The organism is Frankia sp. KB5 (assembly GCF_002099325.1).
Lineage (GTDB): Bacteria > Actinomycetota > Actinomycetes > Frankiales > Frankiaceae > Frankia > Frankia casuarinae.
Map to the genome: position 1 here is coordinate 1 of NZ_MRUJ01000255.1, position 14,175 is coordinate 14,175.

A 14,175-nucleotide genomic window follows, 5' to 3' on the forward strand; every position below is an offset into this window, starting at 1 on the left:
GCCTCCCATAACCGGGAGGTGGTCTGATGGCAGGGTCCAGGTCGGTCGACGAGGTGGCCGTCCATGACGGTGCGGTCGGGGCCGGCGAGCGGGAGCTCCGGGAGCTGCTGGCCCAGCGGGTCGTCGTGCTCGACGGGGCTTGGGGCACGATGCTGCAGAACGCCGGGCTCACCCCGGCCGACTACCGCACGGAGCGGTTCCGCGACCACCCGAAGGACCTCGCCGGCGACCCGGACCTGCTGAACCTGACCCGTCCGGACGTGATCCTCGACGTGCACCGGCAGTATCTCGCGGCCGGCGCGGACATCACCACGACGAACACGTTCACCGCGACGAGCATCGGCCAGGCGGACTACGGGCTGCAGTCGCTGGTGCGGGAGATGAACCTGCGGGGCGCCCGGCTGGCCCGCCAGGCCGCGGACGAGGCCGCCCGGCAGACCGGGGGGCGGCGGTTCGTCGCCGGTTCGATCGGCCCATTGAACGTCACGCTCTCGCTGTCCCCGCGAGTGGAGGACCCGGCATACCGGGCGGTGACCTTCGACGAGGTCCGGGCCGCCTACGCCGAGCAGATCCAGGCGTTGGCGGACGGCGGGGTCGACCTGCTGCTCATCGAGACGATCTTCGACACGCTCAACGCGAAGGCCGCGATCGCCGCCGCCCGCGAGGTCGCCCCGCGGCTGCCGCTGTGGATCTCGGTAACGATCGTCGACCTGTCCGGGCGGACGCTGTCGGGGCAGACCGTCGAGGCGTTCTGGAGCTCCATCGCCCACGCGCATCCGCTGGTCGTCGGGGTGAACTGCTCGCTCGGCGCCGAGGAGATGCGCCCGCACGTCGCCGAGCTCGCCCGGCTCGCCGGCACGTTCACGGCCTGCCATCCCAACGCCGGCCTGCCGAACGCCTTCGGCGGCTACGACCAGACCCCGGACGAAGCCGGCCAGTTGATCGGCGAATTCGCCGCCGCGGGCCTGGTCAACATCGTCGGCGGCTGCTGCGGGACGACGCCGGCGCATATCGCGCGGATCGCCGCCGCCGTCGGCGGTGCGCCGCCGCGCCCGGTTCCGACACCGCCGGCGCGCACCCGCTTCAGCGGGCTGGAGCCGTTCGAGATCGGCGAGGACACCGGCTTCGTCATGATCGGGGAGCGCACCAACGTCACCGGTTCGGCGCGGTTCCGGCGGCTGATCGAGGCCGACGACTACCAGGCCGCCGTGGACGTCGCCCTGGAGCAGGTGCGCGGCGGGGCCAACCTGCTCGACGTCAACATGGACGCCGACCTGCTCGACAGCGAGCGGGCGATGACCACGTTCCTGAACCTGCTCGCCACCGAGCCGGAGGCGGCCCGCCTGCCCATCATGGTCGACAGCTCGCGGTGGAGTGTGCTGGAGGCCGGGCTGCGCTGCGTGCAGGGCAAGGGCGTCGTCAACTCGATCAGCCTCAAGGAGGGCGAGGAGCCCTTCCTGGAGCAGGCCCGGCGCATCCGCGACTACGGCGCCGGCGTGGTCGTGATGGCCTTCGACGAGCGGGGCCAGGCCGACACCGCCGAACGCAAGGTGGCGATCTGCGCCCGCGCCTACGACCTGCTTACCCAGCGGGTCGGCTTCCCGGCCGAGGACATCGTGTTCGACCCGAACGTGCTCGCCGTCGCCACCGGCATCGCCGAGCACAACGGCTACGCGAAGGCGTTCCTCGACGCGTTGCCGCTGATCAAGCAGCACTGCCCGGGAGCGCGGACCAGCGGCGGCATCTCGAACCTGTCGTTCTCCTTCCGCGGCAACGACATCGTCCGCGAGGCGATGCACTCGGCGTTCCTCTTCCACGCCGTGCGCGCCGGGCTCGACATGGGCATCGTCAACGCCGGCCAGCTCGCCGTCTACCAGGACATCCCCGCCGACCTGCTCGAACTCGTCGAGGACGTGCTCTTCGACCGGCGCGACGACGCCACCGACCGGCTCGTCGCGTTCGCCGAGACCGTGAGCGGGAGCGGGAGCGGGAGCGGCACGAAGCGCACGGTGGACCTGTCCTGGCGCGAGGCGCCGGTCGAGGAGCGCTTGGCGCACGCGCTCGTGCACGGCATCGTCGACTTCATCGAGTCCGACACGGAGGAGGCCCGGGCGCGGGCGGCCCGCCCCCTCGACGTGATCGAGGGACCACTCATGGACGGCATGAAGATCGTCGGCGACCTCTTCGGGTCAGGGAAGATGTTCCTGCCGCAGGTGGTCAAGAGCGCCCGGGTGATGAAGCGCTCGGTCGCCTACCTGGAACCGTTCATGGAGGCCGAGAAGCAGCAGGCGCTGCTGGCCGGCACCACCGGCACCGGCCGTGYCAACCGTGGCAACGGCACGGTGGTGCTCGCGACCGTCAAGGGCGACGTGCACGACATCGGCAAGAACATCGTGGGTGTGGTCCTCGGCTGCAACAACTACGAGGTCATCGATCTGGGGGTCATGGTCCCCGCCACGGTCATCCTCGACACGGCGGTGGCGGAGGGCGCCGACGCGATCGGCCTGTCCGGCCTGATCACCCCGTCCCTGGACGAGATGGTCACGGTCGCCACCGAGATGCAGCGCCGCGGGCTGAAGCTGCCCCTGCTGATCGGCGGTGCCACCACCTCGCGCCAGCACACCGCGGTCCGCATCGCCCCCGCCTACGACGCCACCACCGTCCACGTGCTGGACGCCTCCCGCGTCGTCGGCGTGGTCTCGGACCTGCTCGACGCCGACCGGGCCGGGGAGCTCGCCGTGCGTAACCGGGCGGAGCAGAAGCTCCTGCGTGAGCAGCACGAGAACCGCCAGCAGCGCCCGCTGCTCCCCCTCGCGCAGGCCCGGGCGAACCGCGAGCAGGTCACGTTCGACGACCTGCCCGTCCCCGCCTTCACCGGCGTCCGCGTCGTCACCCCGGACCTCGGCGCGCTGCGCTCGATGATCGACTGGCAGTTCTTCTTCCTTGCCTGGGAGCTGAAGGGCAGGTTCCCGGCGATCCTGGACCAGCCGGTAGCCCGTGAGCTGTACGACGAGGCGAACGTCCTGCTCGATCAGATCATCGCGGACGGTAGCCTTCAGGCCCGCGGGGTCTACGGCTTCTGGCCCGCCGTCGCGGAGGACGACGACATCCTGATCGATCAGATCGACGTCGGCGCGGTGAACAGCGCCAGCTCGCCGGGTCAAGGTGGCACGCCGGGTCCGGGTGGCACGGGGCGGCTGCGCCTGCCGATGCTGCGCCAGCAGACGGCCAAGCCCGCGGGGCGGYCGAACCGCAGCCTCGCCGACTACCTGGCCCCGGCCGGGGACCACATCGGCGGGTTCGCCGTGGCCGTCCACGGCGCCGACACGCTCGCGGCCGGCTTCGAGGCCCGGCAGGACGACTACCGGGCGATCATGGTGAAGGCCCTGGCCGACCGGCTCGCCGAGGCGTTCGCCGAGTATGTCCACCTTGAGGCGCGACGCGCCTGGTTCGAGCCGGACGCCAAGCCGTCGCTGGAGGATCTGCACGCCGAGCGCTTCCGCGGCATTCGTCCCGCCTTCGGCTACCCGGCGAGCCCCGACCACAGCGAGAAGCAGGCGCTGTTCGACCTGCTGGACGCCGGGCGGGTGGGGATGGGCCTGACCGAGTCCTTCGCGATGACCCCCGCCGCCGCCGTCAGCGGGCTCATCTTCGCCCATCCGTCGTCGCGGTACTTCACCGTCGGGCGCATCGGCCGGGACCAGGTCGAGGACTACGCCCAGCGGCGGGGCCTGAAGATCTCCGACGTCGAGCGCTGGCTACGCCCCAACCTCGCCTACGGTCCCGAGTAGACGCCCCGGACAGCAGGTCCGGGTTCACAACGCTTACTCCTCGTGATCCGACATGCGGCGGCCGTTCCCGCAAGAAGCACGAGGGGCCGGCCAGACGTACGGTTGGCAGTCTTCTTGTAGTCGAGGCCGGCCGCCCGGGGTGCGACACGGATCACCGGCTTGTAGGCCCGGTCGCCGACCGTGMCACCCGCCAAGCAGTAGTGGAAGGTGTTCTGCGGCAGGCCGAGAAGCCGGGCCGCGACCCCGCTTCGGTGAACACCTCCCGCTCAAGCATGCTGACGGACCAGGTGGCGAGTGTCGCCCAGTCGCGTTAAGAACTCGGATCAGGAAGGTCGGAGATGTCGAACTCGCCTGGTCTCGGGGGTTGCCGTCGGTTCCGTCGTCGRCCACGGTGATCCGGGAAGCGGACGGCCGGTACTACGTGTCGTTCGTGGTCGATGTGACCGACGAGCCGTACCCGGTCGTGCCCGCCGAGGTGGGGGTCGATCTTGGGCTCGATCGGTTGGTGACCATGTCCACGGGTGAGATCGTGGCGAACCCTCGCCCGCCGCGGTCGAAGCGGCGGCATCTCGCCCGCGCCCAGCGGTCGCTGGCCCGCGCACGGAAAGGTTCCGCGGACCGTCGGAAGGCGGTGCGGCGGGTAGCGGTGTTGCACCGGAAAGTGCGCGAAACCCGCCGGGATCATCATCACAAGCTTGCCGCTCGACTGGTCCGCGATAACCAAGTGGTCTACGTCGAGGAGATGGCGGCTACCGGGCAGACGCCCGTTCCATGGGACAAGGTAGTTCCATGGGACAAGGTAAAGGCCGACCTCGGCCTGGTATGAGGTACCCGGTCGGCATAACCCCGCATGCGCTTCGTCAGTTGCGCAAGCTCGACCCAACGGCGCGACGCCGCGTCCAGGCGGCGGCCAGGAACGGGCTTGGCCGGCCGTGCCAGAAGATCGCCAGTTCGTCGCGGGCGCGGGTCGCCGCGACGAACAGCAGTGACCGGTCTCGTGCCCGTTCCTGCTGGTACCGCTTTGGGTCGACGTCCTGGTACCGCTCGATCACGCCACGGGGCACAAGCCCGGCGCTGGCACCTCCGATGATGATCCGCCGATACTCCAGGCCCTTGAAACGGTGCATGGTGCCCACRTGGACGCCGTCGGCTCGCTTCGGCCCGTCCGGCCCGATCTCGATGGCAGAAATCCCRCTCGCCTCGAGGTGTGTGACGACGTCCTCCACCATCCGTCGAGTCGGCACGCACACGGCGGTCGAACCGTCGCCGGCACTGGTCGAACCGTCGCCGGCGCTCTCCCAGACCCTGATCTGCCCGCTGATGAGCTTCAGTTCATCCGCCCAGGTGACGGCCTCACCGAGCACGGGTTCTCCGCCACTGAGCAGCGACCGGTACCCCGCGAGGTTGTCGTCGTCGCCGTCGAGGTCGTCGTACGTCTCACCGGCAAGCAGCCGAAGCGCTGTCCACAGGATCTGACGGGTGGTGCGGTAGCTCAGCGTCAACTTGGCACTGCGACCACGGATATTCACGCCGAGACTACCAAGCGTGACGTAATTATCGTAGATTCGCTGGTGGGTGTCGCCGACGAGGAAGATGTCGTCCCGACCTGGCGCGACCATGGCCCGCAGCATCTTCCAGTGCGCCGGGTTGAGGTCCTRGGCCTCATCCACGACGACATGCCGATAGCGGTACCTGGGCAGGGAGCCGGAAGCGGTGGGCTGACCGGCCGCGCTCACCACCGCGGCCGCGCGGTCCTGTTCGGTGCGGGCGGCGTATTCGGCTACCTGGCGCCACGTCCACACACCGGCGTCGTCCAGGCGCTTGGTGAAACGTTCGACGAGTTGCCACACCGCGTCGCGGTCGGCTCGGGACAGTGGCCGCCCTCGACCTGGTCGCCGGGCCTTGAAGTAGTCGGTGCGGGAACGGAGCACCTGGCCCAGAACGACCTCGGCCCACTCGGCCGCGAGAAACTCGGCGTCCCACCGTCGTTCACCGACCTCGTCAAGCATCGCGRCCCACTCCCGCACGGCGGCGTCATCGTCGATCGTCCGCCGGCGACGGCTCGCCCCGGCCTCACCGACAACCCGGCTCGCGAGCTTGTCGATGTTGACGATATCGACCCGATCGACGAGGTCGGGGCCGACCAGGTCGAGGAACCGGGCCCGCAGGTCGGCGGCAAGGTTGCGGTTGAACGTGGTGAGCAGGATCGGCTTGTCATCGCCCGGCGGCAGCCGGGCGGCGAGGTGCCCGGCCCGGTGCAGCGCGACGATCGTCTTCCCGGTTCCCGGCCCGCCGCTGACCCGCGCCGGTCCGCCGTAGACCCGGTCCACGAGCTGGCGCTGGGTCGGATGCAGGAAGACCTGCCACCGCGCGAACGACTCGCCCAGCACCGCCTGCAGCGCGGCATCGTCGCTGGTCACCTGGGTCGCCGGCCGGGCAACCGCCGCAGCGAAGTCCTCCGGGTCGACCGGGCTGTCGGCCTTCACCGGCACGGTGACGTGTTCGAGTACTTCTTCGACGCTCTTGCCGTCGTGCAGCGCCAGGAGCACGTCGGACGTGAGCTGCGGGGCGACCTCGGCGAGCCCGAGCAGCTCGTCCTCGTCAACGATCCGTCTGATCAGCGGAAGCAGGGCCGGAACCACACCGAGGTCGACCAGGTCCTGGTCGGTGAAGGCCTCGAACAACGGCCGTTCGACGTCCTTCTGGCCGCCCGGCTCCCCCCCCTGCGGTGTCGCCGACTCCCGGCGCCGGCTCTGGCCTGACCTGGGCGGGCCTGACCCGGGTGTGGGTCAGCTGCCGTTCCGCACGACTGGCTGTCCCTCCGTGAGCCGAGTGGACCATCGATCCTTGATGCGGGGTTCGTTGCGAGGTTCGTTGCGAGGTTCGCTACGAGATTCAATGTGAGGTTCGAGGCGAGATCGGATGCCTGCCATTCGGACACGGTCCGCACCAGCCAGCCTGCCGCCGCGTAGGCGGCGTCGCGTCCCGAGCCTTCGGGGTCGCCCGGCCCGGCCGCGGTGACGACCCCGATCCTGGCGGCCGGCCAGGCCAGCTCCGCCTGCCAGGCCGCGTCCCCGAGTTCGTACCCGACCTCCGGTACCGGCACATCCCGCGCCGCCAGCTCCCGCACCAGCTCGACCAGCCCCGGCTCCGTCGCGGTGATCAGCCTGAGYACCGCCTGCCACGCGGGCCCGACCGCCGCCGGCTGCTGCTGCTGCGCCGGGCCGGTTACCTCGACAGCCGCCCCGGGATGCGCACCGGACGACGTCCCGATCCAGACCGAGGTCTCGGCATCGAGCTGGACCGACCGACGCACCGACAGCGCACCCGATCCCGCCGCGACCCGGAGCAACGACGGGTCGAACTCGCCGAGGGCGCTCCGCGCGAGCTGGACGCCGTCGCCGCCCCCGGAGTCAAGGAACTGCAGATGAGCGCGTTTTCTCGGCGTTCGGCTTCTCGGCGTTCGGCGGCGCACGCTCGATATAGGGCACCTGACCTGCGGTGACGTCCGTCGAGGGCGCCCACAGCCGGATTYACTCCTCGTCGATTGAGCTCCCGGGTGCTTCGATGCGCGGGTCCGACTGCGTTCGGGGCCCGACTGCGTTCGGGGCCCGTCCGTTCAACAGCCCGCGGTCACGACTCAACGGCCCGCGGTTGTGACCGCTCGCTTGCCCGTGCACCCGACACCTCCCTGCTCCGAGGAGCCGACATGAAGATCCTGACCGCGACCGCGGCCACCCAGGGCCAACGCGACGACGACGGCGATGGTTCGCGACATCGCCGAGATGAGCCGGAGCTCCTACGCCGAGGCGCTACGGGCAGGCCTAGCCGCGCAGAGGTGGCACGCCGTCGGCTCCGAATCGCTGGCCGACGAGCTGACCCGGCTCGTCAACGGCTGGCCGGCAGGCGCCGTCGTGGAACGACGGCTGGACATCGTCACCGTGCGCGAGTGGACCATCCCGTAGTCAGCCTCAGCCCCACCGGTACCGTCATGCGGCCCGATCCGTGCCGGCCGGCCCGTGCCGGCCGGCTCGTGCCTGCCGGTCTTCCCGCCGCCGCCGTGACGGGGACCTGGCGCGCACAGCCGAGGCACAGCGGACGCACAGCGCGGGCAAAAACTGTCCCGCCATGGTGAAGGCGCAAGATCAGTCGATTTCAGGGAGAGCGCATGGCGGACTACCAGCGGGACGGCCGGAGGCCGACGTACGAGGGGCGTCCCCTGCCCCGGCCCGAGGAGGAGGCCGTCGACCAGGGACTGGGCTTCGACCTCGGCACGCTGCTGAGCCGGCGGCGGATGCTGACCTTTCTCGGCCTCGGTGCCGCGACGGCGGGCCTGACTGCCTGCGGAACAGGCGGGGCCGAAGCCTCGGGATCGTCCGGCTCCACCGCGTCGCCCAGCACGTCGTCATCCGCCTCGACCAGCGGGGCGTCCGGGGAGATCCCCCAGGAGACGGCTGGCCCCTACCCGGGCGACGGTTCCAACGGGCCGGACGTGCTCGAGCAGAGCGGCGTGGTCCGCAGCGACATCCGGTCCAGCTTCGGCGGAGCGACCGGCACCGCCGAGGGCGTTCCCATGACGCTGGAGCTGACCATCACCGATCTCGCCGACGGCGTCCCCTTCGCGGGAGTGGCCGTCTACGTGTGGCACTGTGACCGCGAAGGCCGCTACTCGATGTACACCAACGGCATCACCGACCAGAACTACCTGCGCGGCGTCCAGATCGCCGACAAGGCCGGGAAGGTACGCTTCACCAGCATCTTCCCGGCCTGCTACAGCGGACGCTGGCCACACATCCACTTCGAGGTCTACCCCGACCAGGCCAGCATCACCGACGCCACCAAAGCGATCGCCACGTCCCAGGTCGCCCTGCCGAAGAACGTCTGCGACCAGGTCTACGCGCAGCAGGGCTACAAGGCGTCGATCGCGAACCTGTCTCAGGCCAGTCTCGACAGCGACAACGTCTTCGGGGACGACGGTGGCGCCCGCCAGCTCGCCACCGTGACCGGCAACGTCACCAGCGGCTACACGGTCTCCCTCGCCGTCGGCGTCGACACCACGACCACCCCGTCCAGCGGCCAGCCCGCCGGTGCGCCCGGCGGCCAGCCACCGTCCGGCGGGCCCGGCGGGCGGCCGCCGGGTGCGCCGAGCTGACCCACACGACGCATCGGGAGGACACCCCGTCGTCACGGCCAACCCCCTCCGGTTCACGGAGTCGAACTCGACGATCCTGGTGGTCGAGAGGTCTCCGGGGACTCGGGGGGCTGGGGACTCGGGGGGCTGGACAGGTGCGTGGGTGCACAATGGCGCTCTCGACCTCGGGGCGACTCATGCATCGCGGGTTGGGGGAAATCATAGGTCGGGGAAATCGTGGGTTGGGGGAAGGAGAGCCGCGATGTCCGTGCCGGAGGTGCCAGCGCCGGACGAGCTGGTGATTAGCGTGGAGGCTCCGGAGCCCGTTCGGGACGACCTCGGCCTAGAGTTCACCATCGAGTCCGACGTGGATGTCGCCCATCCGCTCGTGACGATCGGTGATTCGCTCACCCATGGCTTCCAGAATCTGGCGGTCCGCAACACCGACCGGTCGTGGCCGGCTCTGCTGGCCGAGGCGATGGGGGTGACGCCGTTTCGCTATCCGGTCTATCCCGGGCCGGATGGCTGCGCCGGCCTCCCCCTCAACATGGAGGAGTTGCTGCGCCACGCGGACACCATTACCAAGGGCCGGCCGCTACCGGCGCACGCGCTACGCCTGATAGTCGCGCTGTACACCCAGGCGCGGGGGGTGCAACGCTACTGGGGCTTCGGCCCGGGCCGGCTCCCCGTCGAGCAGGCGGAATTCAACCACAATCTCGCAATCTACGGTTGGGATGTCCGCGACGCACYCTCGAAGAACGTCGGYTGGTGCCAGGAACAGCTGGCCGAGCACCCCGCCCGCCGGTCCTGGAATCCGCGCAGACTCCTGGTCCAGAACGACGGGCCGATCGCTGCCCTGCGTGCCCTGGCCGGCCCCGGCGACCCGGGTACCACCCAGCTGACGGCGGCGCGGCAGCTCGGTGCCGAGGGCGTCGGCACGCTCGTGGTCGCTCTCGGGGCTAACAACGCGCTGTCCAGCGTTCTGCGGCTGCGGCTGGTCTGGAGCGGAGACAACTTCGCCGACCTGAACGGGAAGAAGGCCTACACGGTATGGCGCCCCGCCCACTTCCAGCAGGAGTACGACCAGCTCGTCACCGAAATCGAAAAGGTGGGAGCCCGGCATGTCGTGCTGGTCACCGTCCCCCACGTCACCGTCGCACCGCTCGCCCGCGGGGTCGGCGACAAGCCGGAAGGCTCGCGATACTTCGCCCGCTACACCTACGCTTGGATCAGCGACGACCAGTTCGACACCGCCGACCCCTGCCTCACCGGGACGCAATGCCGGCAGATCGACAGCGCCATCGACATGTACAACCAGGTCATCATCGAACACGTCAGGGCGCACCGGCAGGCCGGTGACGACTGGCGGGTCTTCGACCTGTGCGCCCTGCTGGACCGGCTCGCCTACCGCCGCTATCTCGACGACCCGACCACCCGACCGAGCTGGTGGAACCGGTACGGCCCCTATCCGCTACCCCAGGCACTCCGCGAGCTGCACCCCCGGCCCGACACCCGATTCTTCCTCTCCGACGCCCGGGGTCGTACCCAGGGAGGTCTTATCGCGCTCGACGGCGTCCATCCCACCAGCATCGGCTACGGCATCATGGCCAGCGAAATGCTCGCGATCCTGGCCCGCGCGAACGTACCCGGAGCCGTGGGCGCCACCATCGACTTTGCTGATCTCCTGCGTCGGGACACCCTGGTCAGCAACCCGCCCGCCAGCCTCGGCGGCGACTTCCGCACCCTCGGCTGGCTACAGCACCGGCTCCAGCTGTTCGCCGCGCTCACCGAACTCTGGTAAAAACCGAACTCTGGTGAACTCAGCCTCTTTGCTCGTGGACCACGAATGCTATTCAGCCGATCATCCCACACGGCCCTGCTGGTTACCGCTCTTCCCAGGGGGGTCCGCCGGCGAGTAGGGCGGCACACCGCCAGATGAGCAAATATTGCCCTCCGAAAAATTGCCGTTCTGGCGGGAACGCTGTGCGTCGTGGCGTCGGTAGCGCAATGTGGGGACGTCGAGCAGTATTCCGGTGGCGAGGGCGGAGCCGGCAATGAGGGTCGCGGTGTCCTCGACACCGCGCAGCGCCGCCCATCCCCCGACGACGAGGAGCAGGTTTCGGCGCCACATCACCCCGGCCGGATGCACGGGTGGCAGGGTGCGGTCGGGTAAGGCGGACGCCCACGCGACGGCCAGCGCACCGCGGGCCAGCGGCCCGGCGGGCACTGCCAGCGGCGCGGTGCGCAGGGTGCCGTCAGCGTGCAGGTCGCGGGCATGGCCGACCGCGTAGCCTGCCGCGGGATGGGCGGCGAGCGCGCCGCTGAGGTCGGCGAGCGCGCCGGGTTCGAGCTCATCGTCGGCGTCGAGGTTCTGGACCAGCGGCGCGGTGCACGCGCCGAGGGCGATGTTGCGGGCGACCCCGAGGCCTTCCTGGGTGCCGTGCGCGGCGATCCGGACCCGGCCGTCGTCCGCCGCTCCGCAGGCGGTCAGCACGTCGAGGACCTCGTCGGGCGACCCGTMGAGGTGAACCCGCCACGTCCAGTGGGGATGGCTCTGYCGGTGCAGCGAGTCCCACGCCGCGGGCAGGTAACCCGCGTACTCGGCGTGTACCGCGGTGACCACATCGACCCGCATGTTCGCAGTATGTACCGATCCGCCCCGCAGCCGTGTGGTACATATCCGGAGAAGATCTGACGGAGGGGGCACATGGACGTCGCATCGATCAATGCGCGGCTCGGTCAGGYAGCCTCAGCCGACTCCCGCGAGTTGRACCGGGTCTGCGAGGACGTCGCCGCCGAACTGATCGACGCGAACATCGAACCTCCCTTCCGGGTCTCATCGGCGGACTTCGTCACCGACCCCTGGCTGATCTGCGCCGACCGGTACTGGCGCCGCAGGTTCCTGCGCGAGTCCACCGTCGAGGGCGGCGTTCTTGCGTAGTCGGGTGGTCCAGGTCACCGGGGCGGGTAGGGTGCGTAGCTCGTCGCCGGCGTAGGCGGCGTCGGCGACGGTGTGGATCGTATGTCCGGGCAGTGCGGTGGCCAGTTTCTCGACCATGCGGGCGGCCAGCCACAGCCGGGAGGCCGATGTGGTGTCCTTGCGGACCAGTCGGGCCATCACCGGCAGACAGATCTGCCGGTCGAGGCAGGGTAGGGTGACGATGATTCCGGCGAGGACCCAGTTGTTGCCGTAGCCGATCTGGCGGGTGTCGACGGCCGAGCCGTCGTGGAACCAGCTCGCGGCCCAGACCTTGGTGCCTCTGCGGTGGAACAGCGTGTCGTCGACCGCCACGGTCACCGGTGCCCCGGCGGGGATCAGGAGGCGCACCGCCAGCCGGGCCAGGGTCACCCCGAGCTCGTCGGCGGACCAGACCGCGGCGGAGAAGAACCGGTGCGCCCGGTCGTGCGGCCACACCCGCGACAGCCCGGCGCCGACGAGCATCCCGCACACCGTGCGCCGGCCCGTGGCCGCGAGCATCCCGGCCACCAGGGCGCGGAAAACCCGGAAGGTCGGCACGGTGAAGCACGGTCGGAAATCAGCCAGGAGAACGGCCAGGGAAAACGGTACAGTGACATCCGGGAGCATCGGCGTCCACTCATTCGAGCTGGTTTAGGAAGCGTCGATGCTCCCGCCATCAGCCCGTCGGGAAGCCTGCTTCCTCTACCGGCACGCCGCAGCCGTGCCACACCCGGACACAACTCGTCCCATCAATAGGTTAAATCAACTCGCCTCGCTAACCACCGCGAGACGATCAAGAAAACTGCGAAACTCTAGCCTCCAGGACCCGCAGATGTACGTGCTCCGGACGGGGCTGGAGCGGCTGCTGGCCGCCTACGAGCCCAATCCCGCGTTGATCATGGATGGCAGGTACGACATCCTGACCGCCAACCGCGGTGTCCAGGCACTGCTCGGGGACCTTCCAAAATTCCTGCTCGAACCGCCGATGAATGCCATAAGGATCACCCTTCACCCGGAAGGGCTAGCTCCCCGGATCCGTAACCTTTCCRAGTGGCGCGCACACCTGCTGGAGCGTATCGACCGACAGGTCACGCTACGGCCATCGAGTRAACTCAAGGAATTGTTCAACGAGGTCTCGGCGTACCCGGCGCCTGGTTCGGACGGAGACGGCCAGGCGCACGCCTCCCTCGGCGCGGAGCATTACCCGCTCGCGCTGCCACTGCAGATCCAGGCAGGCGAAACGATCCTGTCTCTCATCTCGACGGTCACCACGTTCAACACGCCTATGGACGTGACCGTCTCCGAACTGGCGGTAGAGACTTTCCTGCCAACCGATCCGGAGACGGCACAGGCGCTTCAGGTCGCCATGAAAGGCGCACCCGTGGTATGAGCCCCCAGGCCCGGAGAAAGACCCAGGCGAAAGTGCGTGCCGGCCGGGCATCCGTGGCACGGATGTCCGGTCGGCACGTCTCCACCGGGCCGTGCCCGGACCTCCGGGGTCAGGCTCCCGGAAGCCGGTCCAGGAAGCCGCTCACCGAGCTGATTCGTCCGTCCTCGGCGAGAGTGATCACATCAAAGCCGGCCGCCGGAGCCGAGCCATCGGCCTTCGAGACCAGTTCCCAGGAGAAACGAGCGATGTTGTGGTGCCCGTCAGGGGAGCCGGCGAGCCTGAACTCGAAACCGGGGAACTGCTCGTGCGCTCCGCTGATCGCGGCGGCGATGCCGTCGTGCCCGCTGACGTCGGCCAGCGGGTCGGTGTAGGTGCCTTCTTCTGTGAACGCGGCGGCGACCGCGTCCTTCAAGTCCTCGGGAGTGGCGGYGTTCCAGGCGGCGAAGTACCGCTGGACAGCGTCGTTGTACGAAGTCAACTCAGTACCCTTTCAAAATCGTGCTGGATGGTGTTCGGAGTCACACCCGACTGCGACGCAGGGCGGCGAACTGCAGCACGGCGAGACCGCCGACCGTCGCCGCCTGCAGCGGAATCCAGACCTGCCCGGCGATGCTGGGATCGTCGAACCAGAACAACAACGCGACGATGCTGAGCACCGCCCAGGCGAGATTGGCCTCGATCACCGCGTTGACGGCCAGTACCGATGGCYGCGGCCTRCTGGCGAGYCAACCGACAGCCAGGCCGTAGAGGAGCAGGAAAGCGCCCAGAGCGAGCAGCAGATCGCCGCTGACGTCGAACAGCCGCCCCAACGGCCCCGACGCCACCAGATAGGCGATTCCGTTCACCGTGGTGACGACGGCGTCGAGGGCGAGGAAACGCTGTAGCCAGGTGGCCCCGTCCGTCC

Annotated in this window: 12 protein-coding genes; 6 read left to right on the plus strand and 6 right to left on the minus strand. The window is 69.5% G+C overall.

Annotated features, from left to right (window positions below; translation table 11 throughout):
• The first annotated feature begins 26 nt into the window (after positions 1-26).
• Both metH and KBI5_RS28125 read left to right on the plus strand, forming a co-directional pair.
• Complete coding sequence (gene metH, locus KBI5_RS21065) at positions 27-3,791, plus strand: methionine synthase (RefSeq protein WP_085016227.1); 3,765 nt, start codon at positions 27-29, stop codon at positions 3,789-3,791.
• Positions 3,792-3,843: 52 nt separating this feature from the next.
• On the plus strand, positions 3,844-4,617 hold the full coding sequence (locus tag KBI5_RS28125) for an RNA-guided endonuclease TnpB family protein (protein ID WP_133057100.1): 774 nt from the start codon (positions 3,844-3,846) through the stop codon (positions 4,615-4,617).
• Positions 4,618-4,651: 34 nt separating this feature from the next.
• Here KBI5_RS28125 and KBI5_RS21075 read toward each other — a convergent pair whose 3' ends face one another.
• Positions 4,652-6,475 carry a UvrD-helicase domain-containing protein gene (locus tag KBI5_RS21075; protein WP_085016228.1) on the minus strand — a complete coding sequence of 608 codons (1,824 nt, stop codon included), beginning with the start codon at positions 6,473-6,475 and terminating at the stop codon, positions 4,652-4,654.
• On the minus strand, positions 6,409-7,266 hold the full coding sequence (locus KBI5_RS26560) for a hypothetical protein (protein ID WP_035728969.1): 858 nt from the start codon (positions 7,264-7,266) through the stop codon (positions 6,409-6,411). The genes KBI5_RS21075 and KBI5_RS26560 overlap by 67 nt, the downstream gene beginning before the upstream one ends.
• Before the next feature lie 289 nt (positions 7,267-7,555).
• Here KBI5_RS26560 and KBI5_RS21085 point away from each other — a divergent pair, with 289 nt between their 5' ends.
• The 3 genes from KBI5_RS21085 to KBI5_RS21095 all read left to right on the plus strand — a co-directional run bounded on the left by KBI5_RS21085 (position 7,556) and on the right by KBI5_RS21095 (position 10,723).
• Positions 7,556-7,756, plus strand: a complete 201-nt coding sequence (locus tag KBI5_RS21085) for a hypothetical protein (protein WP_023840626.1) — start codon at positions 7,556-7,558, stop codon at positions 7,754-7,756.
• A gap of 203 nt (positions 7,757-7,959) precedes the next feature.
• Positions 7,960-8,943: an intradiol ring-cleavage dioxygenase gene (locus tag KBI5_RS21090; protein WP_023840625.1), complete on the plus strand. Its 984-nt coding sequence runs from the start codon at positions 7,960-7,962 to the stop codon at positions 8,941-8,943.
• A 241-nt stretch (positions 8,944-9,184) separates the two neighbouring features.
• Complete coding sequence (locus KBI5_RS21095) at positions 9,185-10,723, plus strand: hypothetical protein (RefSeq protein ID WP_085016229.1); 1,539 nt, start codon at positions 9,185-9,187, stop codon at positions 10,721-10,723.
• A 60-nt stretch (positions 10,724-10,783) separates the two neighbouring features.
• Here KBI5_RS21095 and KBI5_RS21100 read toward each other — a convergent pair whose 3' ends face one another.
• The gene (locus tag KBI5_RS21100) at positions 10,784-11,557 is read right to left on the minus strand and encodes a glycosyltransferase (RefSeq protein WP_241883061.1); all 774 of its coding nucleotides are present in this window, start codon (positions 11,555-11,557) and stop codon (positions 10,784-10,786) included.
• 201 nt (positions 11,558-11,758) lie between these two features.
• Positions 11,759-12,508 (minus strand): transposase, encoded by a 750-nt coding sequence (locus tag KBI5_RS21110; RefSeq protein WP_051623759.1) that lies wholly within the window; start codon positions 12,506-12,508, stop codon positions 11,759-11,761.
• A gap of 205 nt (positions 12,509-12,713) precedes the next feature.
• Between KBI5_RS21110 and KBI5_RS21115 the strand changes: the two genes are divergently transcribed.
• Entirely contained in the window at positions 12,714-13,271 is a 558-nt protein-coding gene (locus tag KBI5_RS21115) for a hypothetical protein (protein ID WP_085016230.1), read from the plus strand.
• Between the two features lie 109 nt (positions 13,272-13,380).
• Here the strand turns inward: KBI5_RS21115 and KBI5_RS21120 are convergent, their stop codons facing one another.
• Together KBI5_RS21120 and KBI5_RS21125 are read right to left on the minus strand one after the other, a co-directional pair.
• Entirely contained in the window at positions 13,381-13,749 is a 369-nt protein-coding gene (locus KBI5_RS21120; protein WP_085016231.1) for a nuclear transport factor 2 family protein, read from the minus strand.
• 40 nt (positions 13,750-13,789) lie between these two features.
• Positions 13,790-14,175: hypothetical protein (locus KBI5_RS21125; RefSeq protein ID WP_085016232.1), on the minus strand; the 386-nt coding region annotated here is incomplete at its 5' end.

Bases quoted from the DNA above. Each gene is read 5' to 3' on its own strand.
- KBI5_RS21110 (WP_051623759.1), bottom strand. From the start codon at position 12,508: ATGCTCCCGGATGTCACTGTACCGTTTTCCCTGGCCGTTCTCCTGGCT.
- KBI5_RS21085 (WP_023840626.1), top strand. From the start codon at position 7,556: ATGGTTCGCGACATCGCCGAGATGAGCCGGAGCTCCTACGCCGAGGCG.
- KBI5_RS21090 (WP_023840625.1), top strand. From the start codon at position 7,960: ATGGCGGACTACCAGCGGGACGGCCGGAGGCCGACGTACGAGGGGCGT.